Raw genomic sequence first — 23,041 nt, 5'->3', positions numbered from 1 at the left:
ATGTTGGGGAGGTATTCTTATCTCACACCTCCCTTAATATAGATGGCTTACCGGAAGTCCGGGACCGCAACTCGGACTTTCTAGGCACTGTGAGCTGATGCTTGCAGTGCCTGTTTCATTTTTTAGAAAAAGGGTTGCATTATTGGTTTATCCATGGTAAGATATTTCTTGTCGCCAAGAAAGTTATACATACGCCGGGGTGGCGGAATTGGCAGACGCACAGGACTTAAAATCCTGCGGTAGGTGACTACCGTACCGGTTCGATCCCGGTCCTCGGCATATTGAAGAAAAAGGAAACTCCTTGTTACACAAGGGGTTTCCTTTTTTTTATGTCTGAAAATGAAAAAATGGATTCACAGCAATGGAGTATCTTCTTTATTTTGAGGACGGATTGTGGGGCGAAAAAGCTAACGTTTAACAGGGAGTTCATGTCGCGCGCACGAATGGGTTCTCTCATTCCGATAGGTCTTGATGGGGTCGATTATTCTGATTATAAAATGAGCATGTCAGTTAGGTTGGTGCCTAAAAAATGGAGTTTAAAGGAAAAATATTGAAAGGTACCTTGCAATAAACAGTAGCAGGTGGTAATATTTGTATTAACAGCTACTGTTTATTGCTCAGTACTAAATAAAGCGTGGTGAAAAATAATGAATGTTCAATTCAAGAAGGGTGTGTTGGAGCTTTGTGTTCTTGTTTTAACATCAAAGAAAGACCGTTATGGATATGAGTTAGTAGAACAGATATCGCAAAAATTTGAAATAGCGGAGGGAACTATATATCCCTTATTACGAAGGCTGGCATCGGAAGGATTATTTTCAACCTATTTATCCGAATCAGATGAGGGGCCTCCCCGGAAGTACTATAAGATTACCCATGAGGGAAGGAAAGTCATGAACAAAATGGTCAACGAATGGAATGCATTTGCCGTAGGCGTACAGGAAATGATTGGGGGCGAATCGGATTGAATAAAGAAGCCTATCTCAATGAATTGGCACAGAATCTAAAGACGCTTCCTCCTGAGGAATTGACTGATATTATGGTTGAATTTAGGGAACATTTTGAGTTTGCTCAATTAAGCGGACGGTCTGAAGCAGAGGTGATTTCCAAGCTCGGGAATCCCCGACTGGTTGCTCGTGAAGTGCTTACCCAGTCACACATTGAAAAGGCGGATAAATCCCCTACCCTCATTAGCGTAACTAGAGCGGTTATGGCAACGGTGAGCTTAGGATTGTTCAACTTAATTATCGTGATGCTGCCCTTTGCTGCCTCCTTACTACTCATTGCCGGGATATTCGGCTTTGCCATTTTTCTGATTATTTCGCCGATCTGGTTAATGATTCAGAATCCGTCGCTCATGGCTTTCTTCAATGATATTTTTCTTATGCTTGCCTTGGTTGGTGGAGGACTTTTGATCCTCACTGGAGCGATAAAGTTTACCCGGATTTATTACAATCTGGTTATCAGGTATCTGAAATATAATTTGAAAGTTATAAAAAAGGATGTGACCCACATTGAAAAATAGATTCCGTAACGTAATCAGGCTTGCTCTTCTGCTGATTGTCATCGGCGCGATTGGAAATGTAGTGCTGTATATGCTGGGAAAGTCGCCATTTAATTTAGGTGATCTTTCTACTGAACAAAATGTTAGGATGGACCAGACAACGAACCTGCTTATCCGTACAGAAACGGGGACGGTAGATGTAGTACCAATTAAGGGGAATGAAATCAAGGCCGTTTTGGAGGGAAAGACGACAAAGCAGTCGCTGAAGGATTACCAGCTGCAAATCTCTCAGGATCAGGGACAAACCAGAATTGAAGTTACTCAGGAAAGCAAATTCCGTTTTTTTGATATCTATACGAACCTTAAGCTAACGATAGGAATTCCTGAAACCCAATTAAACCAGCTGCAGGTTGTGACCGACACAGGAAATATTTCAGTAGACTCCGTCATAGCGAGCGAATATCAGATCATAAGCGACACGGGTTCTATAAAGATGGATATAAAAGAAGGGGTAATCAAAGCGGAAACAAATACTGGAGCCATTACTGCTTCGCTTGATCACATCATTCAAGATATTCATGCTAAATCCGATACGGGAGATATTATCATCCAAACAGCCGAAGCTCCCCAAGCACTCCGCACCAAATTTGCTGCAGACTCTGGGACCATTAAGGTGACACTGCCGAATTATCAGGATGGTTATATCGGTGAGGGAGGACCATTGGTAGAACTGATCTCGGACACCGGTGATCTTGAGATTGAACAGTATTCAGCAAAATAAATGAATGAAAAAATAAAGTTAACTTTGGGAGGCGCTCTTAATGATAACAGAGAATCGCAGAAAAGAAACGTTAATCAAAACTGTTGATTTGTGCAAAACCTACTCCTCGGGAAATGAACAGTTTCTCGCAGCTAAAAGTATTAATCTCGAAGTATACAAAGGTGACTTTACAGTTATTATGGGCAGTTCGGGCTCAGGGAAATCAACGTTATTGTACCTCCTGAGCGGTCTAGATGGAATCACTTCCGGAGAGGTGATTTTCAAGGGACAACGAATTGACGAATATTCGGAAAAAGAAATTACGGATTTCAGGTCCAATAAAATTGGCTATGTATATCAATCGATCAATTTGATTCCTGATTTCTCCCTGATTGAGAATGTTGCTTTTCCGGGATATGTGGCTGGTCGCAGCAAAAAGGATGTGAATAAACAAGCATTAGATCTGTTGAACAGGATAGGGATTGGGGCTCAAGCCGAACGTCTGCCATCCCAGGTATCTGGAGGGCAACAGCAGAGAGCAGCCATTGCCAGAGCTTTAATTAATTCTCCCGAAGTAATTTTTGCGGATGAGCCGACGGGGGCATTAAGTCAGGAACAGGGTGCAGTAATTTTGGATCTCTTGACCGAGATGAACCAGAATGCTCAATCGATCGTGATGGTGACGCATGATATAAAAGCTGCCTGCAGGGCAGACCGGTTAGTTTTGGTCAAAGACGGAACCATCGAAGGGATTTTGGAACTTGGTAAATATTCACCGGATGAAATGAAAGCAAGAGAAAACCAAATATTCATGTTTATGACAAAAAAGGAGGGGTAGTGATGTATGCTGCATGGAAACTATGTTGGACCAACCTGAAGCATAAAAAAGTGCAAAACAGCTTCATTGCAATTATCATCATGCTGGCGGCCCTGCTCCTTTCAACGGCCGTGTCGGTTCTTAACAACACAAACCATATGTATGAAAGTATGCATGTTAAGTCCCATGGTGCTCACCAAATATTGCAGATGGAGAACGGCATCCATGATCCGAACCAGGTACACAATTGGTGGGAGGAGCAGAAAGGTGTAGTGGTTTCGGATCTGATGCGGTACCGTTATCTGTCCAGTATGTCTTATGCTGGAAAAGAGATCCCTAATGTTGATTTATTCATGATGGATGCGCCAAGCGGACCGTTTCCCGTCGACCGGCTGCAGTTTGTGGAAGGGCAAGAAAAAGCTTCACCGGAAGCAGGAACCGCCTGGATTCCTACCTCTCTGGCTTATCCCAATGATATTCATGTTGGAGATCCAATTGAATTCAAGACGGATGAAGGGGTCATTCGGTTAAACGTTGCGGCCGTGGTCGTGGATATTTCATACTGTTCGCCATTTGCTACGAGCGGGAGAATTTGGCTGAATCATCAGGATTACAATACAAATATGACCACATTACCGGGCGACGACAAGTATATGACCGGATTGCGGTTTGATGATTACAGCCAGAATAGGGCCTACTGGGAAAGATTTGAACAGTTTCTCGGTACCCCTTATCTGGAATCGGTTAAAGACTTCGAGAGCTTGTCTTCGTATTATATGATTGCGAACCAGGTTATCAGTTTCGTTATGATATTTCTTGCAGTCGTCATGATCTGTGTTGCCCTCTACACCTTAGGGTTCACGATTTCCGATGCGATTCTTTCCAGCTACAGAACGATCGGAATTATCAAATCTGTCGGATTATCCTCCAGCAAAGTAATTATGGCTTATGTAGGACAGTATACGCTCTTGGCGCTCGTCTCGGTCATTCCGGGGATTCTGGTCAGCAATATGCTTTCTGGTACAATTGTTGCCAAATCTATGGCTTATCTCAATACAGGATCATCAAGTATAAATGGGCTGTTTTCAGCAGCGGGGATATGGACTGGTGCGGCAGTCGTAATGGTTATCTTTCTCTCTGCCCTGCTTTTTTCGAATAAGGCACGCCGTGTCGAGCCAGCACAAGCCGTTCGTTATGGTATGTCGGAGAAAGAGTATTCGCAAAAATCAGGGGGAAAGGCAGCTTGGAAACGGAAGCTTCTGCAGATAGGTTCTCTTCCGACTTCCATGATTATCGGGTTAAGAAGCGTCACGAAGAATATTCGGGGTTCGCTGCTGATTGTTCTAATGTCCGCTTTGTCCACCGCTGTACTTGTTTTTGGTTTCCTGTTTGTATACAGCATTTCTTCCATACACGGAACCATTGCCAAATGGGGATATGATTCGGCTGATCTGTCCGTAAGAATTGATAATCCAGCCCAATTAACCTTTGAACAGCTTAAAGAAAAAGTCCTTTCGGATCCGAGGGTTAAGAATTATTCGCGTTATGGAGATGCAAATGCAGTATTACCAGTGCCTCAAAAGCATGGGGCTAATGAACAAGATACAAAGGGGATATTACTGACGGTGGCTGATGGGAACTATGATGAAATAGGCTATCAAAATGTGGAAGGTCATAACCCTGCTTCTGACAATGAAATATCGGTCGGTGTGAACGTTGCGAGAACTTTGGGTATCAAGTCTGGCGACTCACTGGACATCTACATTGAAGGTGAAAAACATACTCTGACAGTCACCGGGATTTACCAGGCCATTGCGAACATGTCCAATACGGGGCGAATTACTGCTGATGTCATCAGAAAAAGCAATCCAGACTATGGAAGTGCGATGAACACTACATTTGTTAATCTGAATGCAGGAACTTCAGTCGATCAATTCGTGAAAGAATTGAATCAGCAATATGGAAGTGTGCTCGGGATCGCAAGTCAGGCTTCGTTGGTTGATGAAGTATTCTCCCAGGCTGTCACGATCATCGTACTGCCAATGTCGGTCATGGCCCTTTTGTTTATCGTCATTACGTTTGTTATCATCTACAGTATATGCCGGATTAACATGAAAAAAGAGAGCCGTACCTACGGGATTTACAAGTCAATCGGTATGACATCCCGTCAAATCCGTCTTTCGGAAACAACGGGTATCCTGGTTGTATCGGGAATCGGTGCTTTGGTCGGCATTCCGTTAGGTCTATTAGGACTTCCCCCGCTGCTTAACTTTATTTTAGCCGATTATGGGATTGTTGAAGTTCCCTTGATTATGAACGGTGGAGGAATAGCCTTGATGATACCTCTAAGTATTGTTGCCGCTGGTTTAGGTTGTTGGGCAGCATCCAAATCTATTCAAACGACATCACCTCGTCTTTTAACCATGGATTAATAGAAAAGGGTGTCACAAAAAGCCTTGAAATGGCTGCTTGTGACACCCTTCGCTGTTAAGGTAAGAGATACATATAACTGAGATAAGATAGCTCCGTCTTCCTCCAACAGCAGAATATCTCCTTATGGACCTCCTCTTTTTTAAGCTAAATACTCACTTGACATGGAAATAAATTGTATTGTATTGTATTTTTATGCTTAAATTACAACTATATCCTAAATTTTTGAGCAATATTTAAAAAACACCCCTTCTTCTATCAACCACAAAACGACAATTTTCTTCAAAACCTCCCAACATAGAATATTTTTCACACTGCTTTAATCGTGTTTAAAACAAAATACTACGAATCGAGGTCTGCTTATGCCAACGACGGCATTTTTGTTTCCGGGTCAGGGATCACAATATGTCGGTATGGGAAGAAAGCTGTACGATGAATTTACTCTAGCAAAGCATTACTTCGAAGAAGCGAACGACACGCTGGGTTTCAATCTTACTGAATTATGTTTTGAAGGCAGCCATTCACAGCTTATGCAGACGATGAATACACAACCGGCCATATTAGCTGTAAGCGTTATTGCCTTTGAAATCGGCAGGAGAGAGCTGGGGTGGGAACCTGATTTTATGGCCGGACACAGCCTTGGCGAATACTCCGCACTCGTATGCAGCGGTGTTTTATCTTTTCGGGACGGGCTTGAGATCGTAAGGAAGCGGGGATTGTTAATGCAAGCTGCACATTCTTCCGACAGTGGAGCAATGGTCGCTGTGACACATGCTGCTTCTGATCAGCTGGAGGAATTTTGTCGACAAGCCAGTAACGAGAGCTCACAAGTTGTGATCGCTTGTTATAACTCCTTGAACCAACATGTACTTGCTGGTCATCGAGCAGCTGTTCAGTTGGTCGTCGAGCGGCTGCAGGTTCAATTTCCGGATGTAAGCATTAAATATTTAAATGTTAGCGCCCCCTTTCATAGTCCGTTGATGCAGTCGGCAGCGGAGAAATTAGCCGTTGAATTACAGAAGCTGGAGACCAGGGACGCAAGATGGCCAATCATCTCGAACGTAATGGCAAGACCGTACGGAAGGCAAGAACTGCTCCCGCTTCTTTATCGCCAAATGATCCAGCCCGTGCGGTGGCTGGAAACGATGCATTATCTGAACAGTCAAGGAATCCGTCGAACAGTGGAAGTCGGGCCGCGCCAAGTATTGACACGCCTAATGAAGGAAACCTATCCTGCTGTTCAGACATGGCAATTCGATCATCCTAAGCAATTGGAGGAGCTGCGGACATATTTTGACGGAAGCGACAATGATCGTGAAGCAATCATCGTCAGCATTCGACAATCCTTAACAGCTGCCATTATTGCGCGAAATCGGAATCATGATGCCATGGCTTACAGTGCCGGCGTAATCCTGCCTATCGAACAAATCAGGGATTTGATCGAAAAGTTAGCTGAAAATAATTCTTTGGATTTTACGCAAACGTTAATTCGGATTAAAGGTCTGCTTCAGTCAGTGCTGTTCACCAAACAATTACCGCTTGAAGAACAGATGATAATTATGGACAAGTTACCAGCAAATTTTTAGAAGGCTGCACGAACAATTTCATCATTTTCTGGGGGGAAGAACGTGTACACAAAGCAATTTGCAAGTCTGGTGGATGTAATGAAAGAAAGAGGAAGCACGGCGGAACGAAGGATCATTTTTATAGAAGGGGATGACCGAGAAAACCAGCTTACATATAAGGGGCTCTATGAAGAAGCTTGCGGATTTTTGGGCTATCTCCAAAAGCAGGGAGTCGAAGCAGGGCAGGAGGTTGTGTTCCAAATCGACAATAATCGTCACTTTATTATCGCTTTTTGGGGCTGCATCCTTGGCGGTATCATTCCTGTCCCGGTCAGTACCGGCAACAATGACGAACATAAGAGCAAAGTATTTCGGATTTGGAATATATTAAATCGTCCTTACCTGCTTGCAAACTCAAAAATTTTGCGAGATTTAGAAAACTTTTCAGTGAAGAGCGGACAGCTAGAATTATTCGATAAGCTTCGCGGCAGGGTATCTATTCTTGATGATCATTCGGTATTCTCAAAGGAATTCTCTCCCCAGATTTACAGTCCACATCCCGGAGATATTGCGTTTATTCAATTTTCATCAGGTTCGACGGGAGATCCGAAAGGGGTTATACTGACCCATCGCAATCTGATCTATAACGTTAACGGTATTTTAAATAGAACAAAAACCACCTCTGAAGATTCCTATTTGCAGTGGATGCCTCTGACTCATGATATGGGACTGATATGCAACCACTTGGCACCTCTGATAGCCAACTCGGATCAATACATTATTCCAACATCTTTATTTATAAGACAGCCGATACTCTGGCTCAAAAAAGCAAGCGAACATCGGGTTACTATCATCTCCTCTCCGAATTTCGGCTATAAATACTTAATGCAGTTTTTCAAACCGGAAAAAGCTGAGAATTGGGATTTGTCGAATATCCGCATGATTTATAACGGAGCAGAGCCAATTTCAACGGAGCTGTGTTATGAATTTCTGGACACTTTCGCTCCTTACGGTCTGAAACGGACTGCGATGTATACTGTTTATGGACTTGCTGAGGCTTCTGTAGGCGTTGCCATACCTTTGATCGAAGATGAATTTGTGACTGTATATGTTGACCGCCGTCATCTTAACGTCGGGGAACAGGTTATTGAAGTTAATCAAGAATTGCCCTATGCGCTTTCCTTTGTTGAAGTTGGTTGTGCGATCGACTACTGCCAGCTGCGGATCTGTAAGGAAGACGGCACAGAATCCATGGACGGTGCGATAGGCCATATACATATCAGGGGGGATAACGTCACAAGAGGATACTATAATAACCCCGAAGCAACCCGTGAATTATTGACTCCGGACGGCTGGGTCAGAACCGGGGATTTGGGATTCCTCCGCAGTGGTCAATTAGTGGTCACTGGGCGGGCCAAGGATATTATTTTTGTGAACGGGCAGAACGTATACCCTCATGATCTGGAGCGGATCGCCGAGGAAGTAGAAGGTGTGGAGCTTGGCCGGATAGCCGCATGTGGGATTTACAATGCAGAGAAGAAAAAGGAAGAAATTATTCTATTTGTCGTTTCCAAAAGAAAATTAGAAAAGTTTCATCCGATTGCGTTAAAGCTTAAACGGCTTTTGAACGAACGGGGAGGCTGGGAAATTGCGGATGTGGTGCCAACCAAGCGCATGCCTAAAACGACCAGCGGAAAGATACAGCGATATGTGCTTGCCCAGCAATATCAGAATGGCGAGTTTACCGAGGTTTTGCAGGAATTAAAGAGTATGCATTCAGCAGAAAAAAAGGAAATGGCGGGCAAGCAGGAAGAATCACTTCGGCCTAGGAGTTCGCAATTGGAAATCGAGCGTGATATCCAGCGTATCTGTCGTGAAGTACTCGGGAAAGACGAGGTGGGTGTTCGGGACAGTTACTTTGATATGGGAGTAAACTCCCTCCATATGGCGCAGATGGCTGAACGGATTGAGACAATGTTTTCAGTTAAGCTGGCCGTTGCAGATTTGTTTGCCTATCCGACGATTCATGACTTGGCTGCTTTCCTGAAGTCAGAACCAACGTTATCCCATCAACAAGAAAGGAATGGAATTGGTTCATCGAAACAGGATAAGGATATTGCCATTATCGGGATGTCACTTCAGCTGCCGGGTGCGGAAGACGTTCAGGAGTACTGGGGAAATTTGATGGAAGGCAGCCATTATATTGGAGAACTGCAGGGTGATCGGCGGGAAGATGCTAAAGATTATTTATCCGTGATGGGGCTGGATGCACAGGAACCCGATTTTAGACCTGGCGGATATCTAGAGGAAATTGATAAATTCGATTATACATTTTTCAAAATCACCCCTAACGAAGCGAAGTTAATGGACCCGAATCAAAGGTTATTTACGCAGCAGGCCTGGAAAACGCTGGAGGATGCTGGATATGCCGGGGACAAGCTGCGCGGCCGGAAGGTGGGCGTGTACGCCGGTTATTCAAAAGTTGGGTATGATTACGAACGTCTAATTTCCAAAGCACAGCCGGATCAAATATCAAATTATATCGTCGGAAACTTGCCTTCCGTCTTGGCCAGCCGCATTGCTTATTTTCTTGATTTTAAAGGCCCGGCGGTAACCGTAGACACGGCATGCTCCTCTTCCTTGGTCGCTGTTCATATGGCATGTCAGGCGATCCGCTCTGGCGAATGCGAGATGGCGCTTGCCGGTGGAGTCAGAACTTCTATACTACCCTTGTCATTAGGGCTGGATATGGAATCCGTGGACGGATATACCCGTGCTTTTGATGCGGCTTCGAATGGAACGGGTGTGAGCGAAGGCGTGGCATCCGTGTTGTTAAAACCTTTGACTCAAGCGCTCCGTGACGGAGACCAGGTATATGCTGTCATTAAGGGCAGTGCAGTGAATCAGGACGGAACGACAGTGGGCATTACAGCGCCTAACCCTGTCTCCCAGAGCGAAGTGATCCGTGCAGCCTGGGAGGATGCGGGCGTGGACCCGGCAGCCCTTACGTTTATTGAAGCTCACGGAACGGGGACAAAACTGGGAGATCCAGTCGAGTTTTCAGCTTTGGAGAAAGCGTTTGCCGGATATACAGATAAAAAGCAGTTTTGTGCACTGGGTTCCGTGAAGGCCAATATTGGACACACGTTTGAAGCATCCGGCATTGCGGGTCTGATTAAATCAGTGCTGATGCTTAAATACAGGAAAAATCCACCACTGCTTCATTTCAGAGAGCCTAACAAAAATATAAATATAGAGAATTCTCCTTTTTATATTAATTCCGAGCCCGCTGCATTTGATGCTTCGGAGCAGCCGCTTCGCTGCGGAGTCAGCTCCTTCGGATTTAGCGGGACGAACTGCCATGTGGTTATGGAAGAATTCGTTGATCCAAGAGCGGAAGGATCAGAAGAAGAGAATGGACAATCCCATTTGTTCACCTTGTCTGCCAAAAACGAAAGCGCTCTTCAAGAGCTGATTCTGAGGTATGTGCAGCACTTGAACTTATATCCGAGCCAGACTTTATCGGATATTTGCGGCACGGCAAGTACGGGGAGGGCTCATCTTGAGAACCGCATCGCATTCGTCTGCCGCTCACGCGAAGAATTAACCCGTAAACTGACAGGCCTTGCTGAGAACAAAGGACATCCGGGAATATTTCGAGGCGTATATCGGATCGTTTCCGAATCAAACCAGAAATTAGGGCGCGGAGAAATCACTGAGGAAGAATTGTCACGCATCAATGAAGAAGCCGCCGGAATGATTTTGGAGCTCGTTTCCGCGACGCCAGAGAGCCGGGGGCGGCAGCTTGAACGGTTATGCGAGCTGTACGTTCAGGGCGCACGTATCGAGTGGGACAAGTTCTATTCCGCGAGAAAGGTTCCTTTACCGCTGTATCCTTTTGACCGTAAGCGATGCTGGATTGAAATCGAACGAAGCGATGGGCTTAAGGAGGATGAAACTGCGATTTCTAAACAAACCGAATTAATGACGGCGACCGCTGGAACTTTTGATTTGTCAGCTGATGTAGAGAAAACAGTGAAGAAAATGATCAGTGATGCCTCAGGGTTGGATGTGACTGAGATAGACAGCTCTGCCCACTTCCTTGAAATGGGACTGGATTCCATTATGCTTGTCCGAATTCGCAAGGAAATTGAAGATGTTTACCTGCTGGATATTGCGATTGAAAGGTTTTTTGATTCGATCACGAATGTTCACACGTTAACCCAATATATTATCGAAAATGCTAATTTGAAATCGGCTGTGGCTTCGGTCAATAAGGAAGTACGGAATCGGGAGCACGAGTCGCATAAGAGAGTGATACTGCAGGAAGCGGAAGATCAGAAGCTTCAGGCAGCAGCGGCTGTTTCTATGGAGATGAAGGACGAGATTTCTCCTCCGGTTACAGGAGGCTCGGCAGTGGAGCGAATTTTAACCCAGCAGATGGAGCTGATGACCCTTCAGCAGCAGCATGTCAATGATATTCTGGGCAAGCAGTTGGAGCTTTTAAGCGGCAGCGGGGTTAAAAGGAGTGGAAGTGAGGGGGGCGGACGGAATTTTGACGTTTTGCCTGGTGGATACAAGCAGGCGGAAAAAGACAAGACAAGACCGGACAGCCAGAGCACGAATCTGTCAAGTTATGGATCCTCCTCTGATTCCTTCGCCGTTCCCGAATCGGCTGCAGTGATCCAGACCCACCCTGTTGTACGTGCTGAACCAACCGGCAGCGGTGCTCAGGAGCCTAAGCCATTTATTCCCTATCAGCCGATGGTGATTGGTGAAGATGGGGACTTTACAGAGCAGCAGCAGGAATATCTGAATACGTTTATCGCAGATTATACAAGACGTACAAAAGGGTCCAAATCCTATGCGCAGCGTACGCGTTATGTCCATGCAAACAACCGTAATGTACCGGGATTCCGCTCCTATTGGAAAGAAGCCATCTATCCGATCGCAGCCGAACGCTCTTCCGGTTCGAGAATGTGGGACGTAGACGGCAACGAATATATCGATTTGACAATGGGCTTTGGAGTTAATCTGCTCGGACATAATCCGGAATTTCTCGTTACAGAGATGAAAGAACAATCTTCTTCTTCGCTGCCACCGTTAGGCCCGATGTCGGATCTCGCGGGTGATGTGGCTGAACGAATTAGCCGAATTACGGGTATGGAACGCGTGGCCTTCTACAATTCAGGAACGGAGGCTGTCATGGTTGCACTGCGTACGGTGAGAGCTGCGACCGGACGCTCGAAGGTTGTCATTTTTTCCGGATCCTATCATGGTACATTCGACGGAGTGTTGGGGGTATCCCATCCGGAAGCCGATGCTTCCGCTTACCCGATGGCACCAGGGATCGAGGCCAACTTTGTGCGCGACGTTATCATGCTGAACTACAATAAACCTGAATCGTTGGAACTCATCCGCAAGTACGGCCATGAGTTGGCGGCGGTGCTCGTCGAGCCCGTGCAGAGCCGCCGTCCGGACCTGCAGCCGCGCAAATTTTTGCAGCAGCTCCGAGAAATCACCTCTGATTCGGGGACTGCGCTTATTTTCGACGAAGTGATCACTGGGTTCCGGATCGGTCTGGAAGGGGCTCAAGCCTGGTTTGGCGTGAAAGCCGATTTGGCAGTGTATGGGAAGGTAGTTGGTGGTGGCCTGCCAATCGGGATTGTGGCTGGAAAAGGCGATTTCATGGACCCAATCGACGGTGGGGAGTGGAATTTTGGAGATGTCTCCTACCCAGCAAAGGCTGATCGTAAAACCTTTGTCGGAGGCACGTTCTGCACTCATCCGCTTACCATGCGCGTGGCTCTAAAAACGATCGACTATTTGGAGTCGCAGGGCCCTGCCTTGTATGAGGAGTTAAATAGTAAAACGGATTATCTTGTGCACGCATTGAACACGTTCTTCAAAGAGCGGAAAGTTCCGATTTATATGGTGAATTTCGGATCTTTATTCCGTTTCGTTTCCTTCGGAGATATCGAGCTGTTCTTCTATCATTTGAACTACAGAGGGCTTTATGTGTGGGAGGGCCGTAATTGCTTCATGTCAACGGCCCATACCTATGAAGATATTGACATGATCATACGCATCGTAAAAGAGACCGTGAGTGATTTACAGCGCGGCGGCTTTCTGCCGGGAGACCCTCCTCCGGACGATGACGGCGGGAGAATAAAGCGGGTCAAGCTGTCCAATGAGCAGAAACAGCTTTGGATTTCTTCCACCGCGGGCGGACCAGCTTCCGCTTCGTTGAATGAGTCCGTACTGCTGCGAATGAAGGGATCTTTGAATATAAATGCGTTACGACAGGCGGTCGATATACTGATCCGCAGGCACGAGGCACTGCGAACGGTCATAGACAGCAGTGGTGAGTACCAAGAGATTTTGCAAGAGGTGCAGGCACCGCTGAAGGTACAGGATATGCGCGGTGATTTGGCTGATAGCAGTAAGGATAATCTGGACCGCTGGCTGGCAGCAGATGCTTCTGAAGCAATCAGTCTGCATACCGGACAGCCGCTATTTCGAATTACCGTGCTGCAGATGGCTGATGAAGAATACATGTTGGCATTGGCCTTCCATCATATCGTCGTTGACGGCTGGTCCATCGCTATATTTGCTGGAGAACTGGAAGAGGCTTATTCGGCGGTCTGCGAAAAGCGTGTGCCGCAGCTGCCGCAGTCGGTCCAATTTGCTGAATATTTACAATGGCAGGAACAAAAACTTCATCAACCTGATGCCAGCGAAGCTGCGGCATTCTGGTCAGCCCAATGCAGCGAGCCAGTTCCAACCTTACAGCTGCCCTCTCCGCATGGATACATTAGAAAAAAGAAGTTTAATGGCGGCAGGCTTACAGCAGTACTGGACAGGGAAGAGACCACGAAGTTAAGAGCGCTCAGCATTCGCAGTAAGAACAGCATGTTCATTACCATGCTGGCTGCTTACGGTTTGTTTTTGTATCGGCTCACCTTGCAAAGAAAAATGGTCGTCAGCATTCCAACGGCTGGACAATCCCACATGGGGGAGACCCACCTGATGGGGAATTGTGTCAATTTGCTTCCTATATATATGGAGCTGAACGGCAGTGAAACCATTGCTGACCACTTAGGTGCCGTAAAGGAAATATTGCAGCGGGTGGACCGACATCAAAGTTATTCGCTCGCCAGTCTGATGGAGCACATGCCTGAAGTGCATATACCGAATTTGAATATGATGTTTAATATGGACCGGCCTGTTCGTCAGCTCAACTTCAGTGGATTGGAAACCGAACTTGTTCCTTACCCTGTTCGTCATTTGCATTATGATTTGTTTCTTAATGTAACGGAAATTAATCAAGAGCTGCGGCTGGATTTCGATTTCAGTACCGATTTATTCGACCTGGAAGTTATGAAGATTTGGGCGGAAGGTTACCGTCATCTATTACTTTCTATGACGCAGGATTCTTCTGTGAGTGTATCGCAGTTGTCGGTTAGTACTGAAGATCATGCTCGTATGCTGACGAAGTTCGGGAACAAGCATGAAGGTAAGTATATTCTTGATTCGCAGCGGAATCCGGTCCCGATGGGGGCCATCGGCGAACTGTATACCTTGGATTTGAAGAACGATGTAATGATGTCCTCAGGGAAGCTGGCGATGATTGTTCCTTCCGGGGCGATGATCATGTGTGGTAACGCTGATCGCTGGGCGGAAATCCGGGGATATCGGATCAACTTGACACAACTTGAATCCGAGCTGATGCAGCTGGAAAGCCTACAGCAGGCTCAAGTGGCTGTTCGGCTAGTATCATGTCATAACGCTTCTCCAAGGCTTGCGGCTTATTTGGCATCTCAGATGCCGATCGATGTTTCGCGTATTCGAGTGGAGATGGCCGAACGGTTGGCCGAGTATGCGATTCCTGCTGATATAGCGGTAATGGAATCGTTCCAGCGATTGGAAGACGGGTCCATTGACGAAAATGCACTATCCAGTCTGGATATATTCTCTCAGGATCAGGAGCCGTTAAATGAAACCGAGTCCAGCATTGCTGCAATCTGGAATGAACTTTTAGGTACGGAGTATGTTGGTCCTAACGATCACTTCTTTAACATTGGCGGCAACTCTTTGAAAGCGACAGTCATGCTTTCGCGAATATATCGGGAGTTCGGTATGCAAATTCCGATCGGCGAGTGGTTCCAGCATCCTACGGTCCGCCAGTTATCCAGTTTATTGAACGGGCATGCGGAGGAATCATACAATCTGATTCCGGTACAGCCGCAGCAGGAGTATTATGGCATTTCCGCATCCCAGAAGCGGATTTATATATTGGAGCAGTTTGAAGCGAACAGTCTTATTCATAACATCCCCGGGCAGATCCATCTTGCAGGTGAGCTGGATCCGGACCGGTTAACTGCTGCTCTTGAGCAAATTGTCGACAGACATCGAGTGTTTCGAACGTCTTTTGAAATTCGGGGTCAGGAAATTGTGCAGAGAATCGGTGATGCGGTTGTACTGCATGTTCCGTACTCGGAACTGTCTTCTGAGGAAACAGCAGATGACCGGTTCAGAAATTTCGTGAAGCCGTTCGATTTGACCCAAGCACCACTTTTTAGGGCAGAGCTTGTCAAACTGTCGAATGACGAATCTTTGCTGTTTGTAGATATGCATCATTTAATTTCGGATGGTTATTCTATGGCCGTATTTATGAGAGAACTGGTGGAATTGTACCAAGGACATGCGCTGCCAGAGCTCAGGGTGCAGTACACGGACTTCGCTGTCTGGCAGCATCAAACGTTTAACGAACAACGCATGAGAGAACAGGAAGCTTACTGGCTGCATGAATTTGCAGGAGAGCTGCCTTCGCTGAATATGCCGTTGGATTATCCTCGGCCTGGACAACGGAGTGTGGAGGGGGAGCGGCTGACGTTTTGCTTGGATGAAGCATTGACGAAGCGGCTTCGCCGGTTGGCTTCGGATACGGGCACTACATTATACATGGTTATGCTTACCGCTTATAAAGTACTGCTTCATAAATATACTTCTCAGGATGATCTTATTGTTGGCACTCCGGTTTCGGGGCGTATTCATCCCGACATTGAGCCGCTGATTGGTGTGTTTATCAACACTGTTGCGATCCGCAGTTATCCGGCCAAAGACAAGACGTTTGCCGAATATTTGGATGAAGTTCGGCACAGCAGCATCGGAGCATTCGAAAACCAAAGTTATCCGTTTGAAATGCTGGTAGAAAAGCTGAATATTCGGAGAGACTCCAGCCGAAATCCGTTGTTTGACGTTATGTTTATATTTCAAAATATGGAACTCGAGGGTGTGTCCGCAGCGGGAGTGACTTTTAAGCCGGAGGAGAAAAATCCCGGTGTGTCCCCCTACGATCTGACCCTTAGCGCTGAGGACTGGAATGAGGAATCGATAACCTTAAATCTGGATTACAGCAAAAAGTTGTTTAAGCATGAAAAGGCAGAGCGGATGCTCATGCATTATGTGAATATTTTGAATGGCGCAGCGGATCAATCTGCATTGACTCTATCGGAGATTGATATTTTATCGGCGGGGGAGCGTCAGCAGCTGCTGGCTGCATTTAATGCAGGTGAGCTTCTTTATGACAAGCAGTTGACCATTGATCAGCTGATCCGGCGGCAGGCGAAACTTACTCCTGATGAGGTTGCAGTGATTTGGGAGGATAAGTCTTACACCTATAGTGAACTGGATGCCAAATCGGACTTGCTGGCAGCTGCGCTTCGGCGTAAAGGAGTACTGCCTGGGACAATTGCTGGAGTAATGGTCACCCGTTCGATTCATTTGATCGCAGCTTTGCTCGGCGTATTGAAAACAGGTGCCGCGTATCTGCCGATTGATCCGGAATATCCGGTACAGCGGATTGAGTATATGCTGGACGACAGTGGTGCACAAATTTTGCTGACCGATCAAGAAATGAACATTCAGGCTGAATCCAATGTCACAGTGATCGATATACAGGATGAAAGCCTGTATAAGGGGATCACACCGGAAGATATTCCTTCTTCACCCGTTCATACAGCCGATCACATGGCTTACGTTATCTATACCTCGGGCTCTACCGGAAATCCCAAGGGAGTCATGATATCGCACCGTGCAGTTCATAACTTTATTGAGGCAGCGACCAAGGAGATCGCATTCTCTCCCGGCAAGAGCATACTGTGCCTGACGACGGTTTCATTCGATATTTTTGTACTCGAAACGTGGGTGCCGTTAACCAAAGGGCTCACTGTCGTCATCGCAGGAGAGTCGGACCAGCGAGACCCTTTAGCGCTTAACCGTTTGATCACGAAACATCATGTGAAGATGCTCCAAATGACGCCGTCCCGTTTGAAAATGCTTCTGGGTGATGATCCTGACATGACATTTCTGAACAGCGTGACCGATATTATGCTCGGCGGAGAACCTCTCCCGATATATTTTTTACACCGACTTCAGGAGATTTCGGGTTTAAACATATTTAATATGTACGGTCCGACAGAGACGACGGTATGGTCCTGTATCAGTGACTTAACTAAGAAGGAAATAGTGGATATCGGTACACCGATTGGCAATACACAGATTTATTTACTGGATGCCAGCGATATGTTGGTCCCGATCGGACTGCCCGGGGAGCTGTGCATCGGTGGAGATGGTCTGGCTGAAGGTTACTGGCAGCGCGACGATTTGACGAATCAGAAGTTTGTCGACAATCCGCAAGTCCCGGGACAAAGAATGTACCGGACTGGGGATTTGGCTAAATGGCGGGAAGATGGATGTCTCGAATATATAGGCAGAATGGACTTTCAGGTTAAAATCCGTGGTTACCGGATCGAGCTTGAAGAAATTGAGGCCGCGATGATTCGTCAGCTCCCGGTAAAGGAATCCGTCGTGGTGGCTAAACAGGACAACCAAGGAAATTCATACCTCTGCGCTTATTATGTTCCGCAAGAGGGAAGCGAACCGGGATCGATCCGGGAAAGCCTGCTAAAGTCGCTTCCTGAATATATGGTACCGTCCTACTTTATACCGCTAGAGCAGATGCCTTTGACACTTAACGGGAAAATCGACAAAACAGCAATGCCTGAGCTGGAAGTGAGTGCACTTCCTATGGAGTCTTATACACCTCCAGAAAATGAAACCGAAGGTCGACTGGTTCGGATATGGGAAGAAGAACTGGGCCTTGAGCAGGTCGGTACTCATGATAATTTCTTTGAACGAGGCGGTCACTCCCTGAAAGCGACCATTATGATTTCCAGAATTAATAAAGAATGGGGTGTAGGAGTATCTGTAGGGGAATTTTTTAATCATCCTACGGTACAAGGATTAGCCAGGTTGATTCAGCAAGGGAACCGTCGTGCATTCGAAGAAATTCCCGTTGCGGAAACTCGCAGTCATTACGCATTGTCGGCGGCACAAAGACGACTTTTCATTCTTGAACAATTGAATGGGGGCAGCACGGCATATAACATGACGGCAGCTTTTGAGATTGAGGGAGATCTGGATATCTGGAAGCTGGAAAACAGTTTCCGTACCATGATGCAGCGACATGAGGCGTTCCGCACCTCCTTCCAGACGGTCAACGGGGAGCCGGTGCAGATCATTCATCCTGAAGTTGAATTTGCCATCGAACTTGTCGAAAGTCTGGAAGATGGTAATTTAGATTGGCTTTCCGAGAGGTTCATTCTGCCTTTTGATCTGAGCAAAGCTCCATTATTCAGGGCATATCTTGCGAAAAGAGATGCAAACGATTATGTGCTGCTGATTGACATGCATCATATCATTTCGGACGGTTCTTCTATTGAAGTATTCATAGAAGAATTCAATACGCTGTACAGCGGCGGTGAGCTTCCAGAGCTTCGAATTCAATATAAAGACTATGCCGCTTGGTATAACGGGCAGCTGCATAAAGGAGTGTTCGAGGAAGACAAGCAATACTGGCTCAAGCAATTTGCCGTAGAGCCGCCAGTATTGAGTATGCCGACCGACTTTCCGCGGCCCCAGTACCAAAGTAATGAGGGAGCAAAACTTGAAACTTCTCTCGGTTCGGAACTGACAGCCGAGCTGCAGCAGTTAGCGCTCGAAACAGGGACAACTCTATATATGATCTTACTTGCCGGGTACAGCATTCTTTTATCCAAGTACGCGGGGCAGGAGGACATCATTGTAGGGTCGGCGTCAGCCGGAAGAGATCATGCTGATCTGCGCAAGGTGATGGGCGTGTTCATCAATACATTGGCGATTCGAACCAGGCCGGCGGGCCGGAAGAGCTTCCGAGAGTATTTAATGGAAGTCAAAGACGTATGCCTGAACGCTTACGAACATCAGCAGTTCCCGTTTGAGAGCTTGGTGGAAGCATTGTCAATTCCGAGAGACTTGAGCCGAAGCCCGTTGTTCGACGTGATGCTGACGATGCAGAATGCAGACGAAGACGATTTTCAAGTGAAAGGTTTGGCGGTCAAGCCGTATGCGCTGCAGCAGCAATCATCCAAGTTTGATATCTCCCTGCTGGTCAAAGTGACCAAGGATAATATTCTTCTGGAATTCGTCTATAGTAAGGCTTTGTTTACTGCGGATACAATGGAACGTTTTGCCCAGTTATTGGTCCATGTGCTTCATACATGTTCGAACAGGCCGGAGCTCGAGCTGTCCAAGCTCTCCCTACTGTCGGGTGAAGAGAAGACAGACAGTTCATATAGGAAGATGCTCCAGGATACAGAAGATACGGCGAAACCTACTTTTGACACGATGATTGAATGGTTCGAGTCGACTGCAAAACGGATGCCGAATCAGACGGCCCTTGTCTGCGGAGAGGATCGATGGAGCTTTTCCGAACTCAATACGAAAGCCAATCGGTTGGCAAAAATGCTGCTGGAGAACGGTTTTGAAGAAGGCAGCCGCATTGCCGGGATTGTGATGGAGAACCGACCGGAAACGATAGCTGCCGTGCTTGCTGTTTTCAAAGCGGGAGGTGCATACCTGCCGATTGATCCAGAGTTCCCTCAGGAACGAATGAAGTTCATGTTGGCGGATTGCGGCGCGCAGTTCCTGCTGACCTATGCTTCCGATCTGTTTGCCGCTGAGACTGCAGATCAGTTATTCCTACTAGATCATCTCAAAACGACTGAGGGTCTGGAGAAAAATCTGTATATTCCGGTGAAAGAAGACGATTTGGCCTATTTGATCTATACCTCCGGGACAACGGGGACACCCAAAGGCGTTATGATTGAGCATCGAAATTTGGTCAATTATGTGCACTGGTTCGCGACGAGTCAGCGAATAGACGAGACAGGCAAAACAATGCTGCTCTCTTCACCTGGTTTTGATTTGTGCTACACCGCGCTGTATCCGGCGTTAGCGTGCGGATGCGAGCTGCACCTGCTCGATCGACACGATTATGTAGATCCGGCTTTTGTGTTGGACTACATGTCAGTGAATGGCATTACATTTATTAAAGCGACACCATCTTTGTTTCACATTTTGGCAAATCATGAGCGATTTGATACGGAAGGGCTGCTGGACTCGCTGGAACTGATCGTTCTTGGAGGCGAGAAAATAAGGATACCGGACGTTAAGCGATATTTCGATCGATATCCTCATACCAGATTCGTGAACCACTACGGCCCTACCGAAGCTGCAATTGGATGTATTGCCCATCCATTCGACCGGCATACGTTCCAGGAATTCAGCAGCCAGCCTGTGATCGGGAAGCCGATCTTTCACACTGAAGCACAAATTATGGATGCTTATGGAAACCTGCTGCCGGATGGGATACCAGGTGAGTTGGTAATCGCCGGGCGTGGGGTAGGACGCGGATATTTGGGACAACCAGAACTTACGAACCAAAAGTTCATTTCCCATCCCCTGCATCCTGAGCACCGTCTGTATAAAACGGGAGACCGGGCTAAGCGATTGCCGAATGGAAGCATCGAGTTCATCGGCAGAGCCGACCATCAAACCAAGATTCGTGGTTACCGGGTAGAGCTTACTGAAATCGAGTTCCAGCTTGCAGCTCATCCGGATGTGCAGGATGCCGTAGTCACTGTGAAGGAGGACGACAACGGCAGCAAATACGTTTGTACTTATCTGGTTGCTGCTCAAATACTGACCGCGCAGGATATGCGGGACTATCTAGGAGCCAGACTGCCGGTATATATGCTGCCTTCTGCTTATGTATTCCTTGACCACGTACCGCTTAACGAGAACGGTAAAGTGAACTTCAGAGCGCTTCCTGATCCGGTTATGGAAGTCAAGCCTTCTGGAGAAGATTCGACTCCAACAAACGAACTTGAGGAAGTGATGGTGCGTGTATGGGAGGAGACGCTTGGCGTACGAGGTATAGGCACGGATCATAACTTCTTTGAATGCGGCGGTGATTCCATCAAGGCACTGCAGGTTTCTTCACGATTAACTGCGTACAGCCTGCGTATGGAAATGAGGGATCTGTTCAAACATCCGACAATTCGGGAGTTGAGCAGATACGTACAGACGATGACCGTCAAAACAAGTCAGGAGCCGGTTACAGGGGAAGTGGGTCTGACTCCGATCCAATATCGGCTGTTCGAGCAAAAATGGGAGCATGTCCATCATTACAATCATTCAGTCATGCTGCACAGGCCGGAAGGCTTCATTCCCGAGTTGGTCAACGAGGCCTTTGACCGTCTGGTGGAGCACCACGACGCACTGCGGATGAGGTTTGGTGTGATGGATCACAGGATCGTCCAGTTCAATCATGGATTGGATGAACAAGCGTATTACAAGCTGAGTGTGATCGATCTCAAAGGGACTGCAGCTGCAGACACGAAAGCCGAGATTGAGCGGCAATCAGCCAAACTGCAGATGGAATTGAACATTGAGCAGGGACCGCTTATCCGACTGGCAATCTACCATACAACTACCGGTGATTATTTGCTGTTCATCATTCATCATCTGATCGTTGACGGGGTGTCCTGGCGTTTCATTCTGGAGGATTTCTCCACTGCCTACATGCAGTTGCTTGAACAGTCGGAGGTGAAGCTCCCGGACAAAACGGATTCGTTCAAAGTATGGTCGGAGAAACTCAGAGAGTATTCCGCAAGCTCATCACTATTGAAAGAAAAAGGTTACTGGAGTGCCGTTGAGCAGGCTGCTGTTACCGAGCTTCCCGTCGATCATTCGATTTCTTTGAATCAGGTAGGAGATCATGCGGTTCAGAAGCTGACATTGGATACCAGTCTTACCCGCAGTCTATTAACTGATGCTCATCATGCCTACAGTACTGATATACAAGACCTTCTTCTTGCGGCGCTAAGCCGCACGCTGAAAGAGTGGACAGGTTCCGGTAACATACTGATCCATCTGGAAGGGCATGGCCGGGAGGATGTGATAAAAGAAGTGAATGTGTCGAGAACGGTAGGATGGTTCACATCTCTGTTTCCGTTCGTGCTCGGAGCTGAAGAGACGGACGATCCTGCCGAATTAATCAAAAGAACCAAAGATAATTTGCGTAGAGTACCCGGTAAGGGACTGGGCTATGAATTGATGAAATATTTGACCTTCCGTGACCCGTCTCACGAGCTTCAATTGAATTACCGGCTCAAACCGGAGCTTGTCTTTAATTATCTTGGGCAGTTTGACCAAGGTACAGCACGGACGGAGGCATTCTACATGTCTGACATTTCAACCGGACCTGAGGTCGGGCCGCAAGTTCAAAAGGGATATAAGCTGGAGCTGAATTCCATGGTTAGCAATGGTCAATTTAGTATGGAAATCAAATATAACAAATATCAATATCTTCAGGAAACGATGCAGCGGCTTGCGAAGCGGTTCGGAGAACATCTTGAACAAGTTGTTCAGCACTGCTGCCGTAAAGAGGTTAAAGAAATGACGCCGACCGACTACCAGTACAACAAACTTTCGCAAAAACAATTGGATGTCATATCTCGTAAGCTGAAGAAGAAGCTGTAGTGCTGCCGTAGGTGGAAGCTGCCGGATTGGTGGCAATCCGG

8 protein-coding genes and 1 tRNA gene are annotated in these 23,041 nt (G+C 46.8%); all 9 read left to right on the top strand.

Annotated elements, in window-relative coordinates; all coding sequences use genetic code 11:
- Window positions 1-193: 193 nt before the first annotated feature.
- The 9 genes from MKY97_RS19840 (at window position 194) to MKY97_RS19800 (ending at window position 23,000) form a co-directional block, all read left to right on the top strand.
- Window positions 194-279: transfer RNA gene (locus tag MKY97_RS19840), tRNA-Leu, on the top strand.
- A gap of 50 nt (window positions 280-329) precedes the next feature.
- Window positions 330-554, top strand: a complete 225-nt coding sequence (locus tag MKY97_RS19835) for a hypothetical protein (protein ID WP_342552010.1) — start codon at window positions 330-332, stop codon at window positions 552-554.
- Window positions 555-647: 93 nt separating this feature from the next.
- On the top strand, window positions 648-965 hold the full coding sequence (locus tag MKY97_RS19830) for a PadR family transcriptional regulator (RefSeq protein ID WP_342552009.1): 318 nt from the start codon (window positions 648-650) through the stop codon (window positions 963-965).
- Window positions 962-1,522, top strand: a complete 561-nt coding sequence (locus tag MKY97_RS19825; protein ID WP_342552008.1) for a DUF1700 domain-containing protein — start codon at window positions 962-964, stop codon at window positions 1,520-1,522. The genes MKY97_RS19830 and MKY97_RS19825 overlap by 4 nt, the downstream gene beginning before the upstream one ends.
- Window positions 1,512-2,282, top strand: coding sequence for a DUF4097 family beta strand repeat-containing protein (locus MKY97_RS19820; protein ID WP_342552007.1), 771 nt, complete (start codon window positions 1,512-1,514; stop codon window positions 2,280-2,282). The genes MKY97_RS19825 and MKY97_RS19820 overlap by 11 nt, the downstream gene beginning before the upstream one ends.
- A gap of 40 nt (window positions 2,283-2,322) precedes the next feature.
- Window positions 2,323-3,099, top strand: a complete 777-nt coding sequence (locus tag MKY97_RS19815; protein WP_342552006.1) for an ABC transporter ATP-binding protein — start codon at window positions 2,323-2,325, stop codon at window positions 3,097-3,099.
- Window positions 3,100-3,101: 2 nt separating this feature from the next.
- Complete coding sequence (locus tag MKY97_RS19810; RefSeq protein WP_342552005.1) at window positions 3,102-5,510, top strand: FtsX-like permease family protein; 2,409 nt, start codon at window positions 3,102-3,104, stop codon at window positions 5,508-5,510.
- A gap of 360 nt (window positions 5,511-5,870) precedes the next feature.
- On the top strand, window positions 5,871-7,094 hold the full coding sequence (gene fabD / locus MKY97_RS19805) for an ACP S-malonyltransferase (protein WP_342552004.1): 1,224 nt from the start codon (window positions 5,871-5,873) through the stop codon (window positions 7,092-7,094).
- 42 nt (window positions 7,095-7,136) lie between these two features.
- Window positions 7,137-23,000, top strand: a complete 15,864-nt coding sequence (locus MKY97_RS19800; RefSeq protein ID WP_342552003.1) for an amino acid adenylation domain-containing protein — start codon at window positions 7,137-7,139, stop codon at window positions 22,998-23,000.
- Window positions 23,001-23,041: the final 41 nt, after the last annotated feature.

It is taken from the genome of Paenibacillus sp. FSL R7-0652 (assembly GCF_038595045.1).
Classification (GTDB): domain Bacteria; phylum Bacillota; class Bacilli; order Paenibacillales; family Paenibacillaceae; genus Paenibacillus.
The sequence above is the reverse complement of the archived record's forward strand: the minus strand, read 5'-3'. Positions and strand labels throughout refer to the sequence as shown.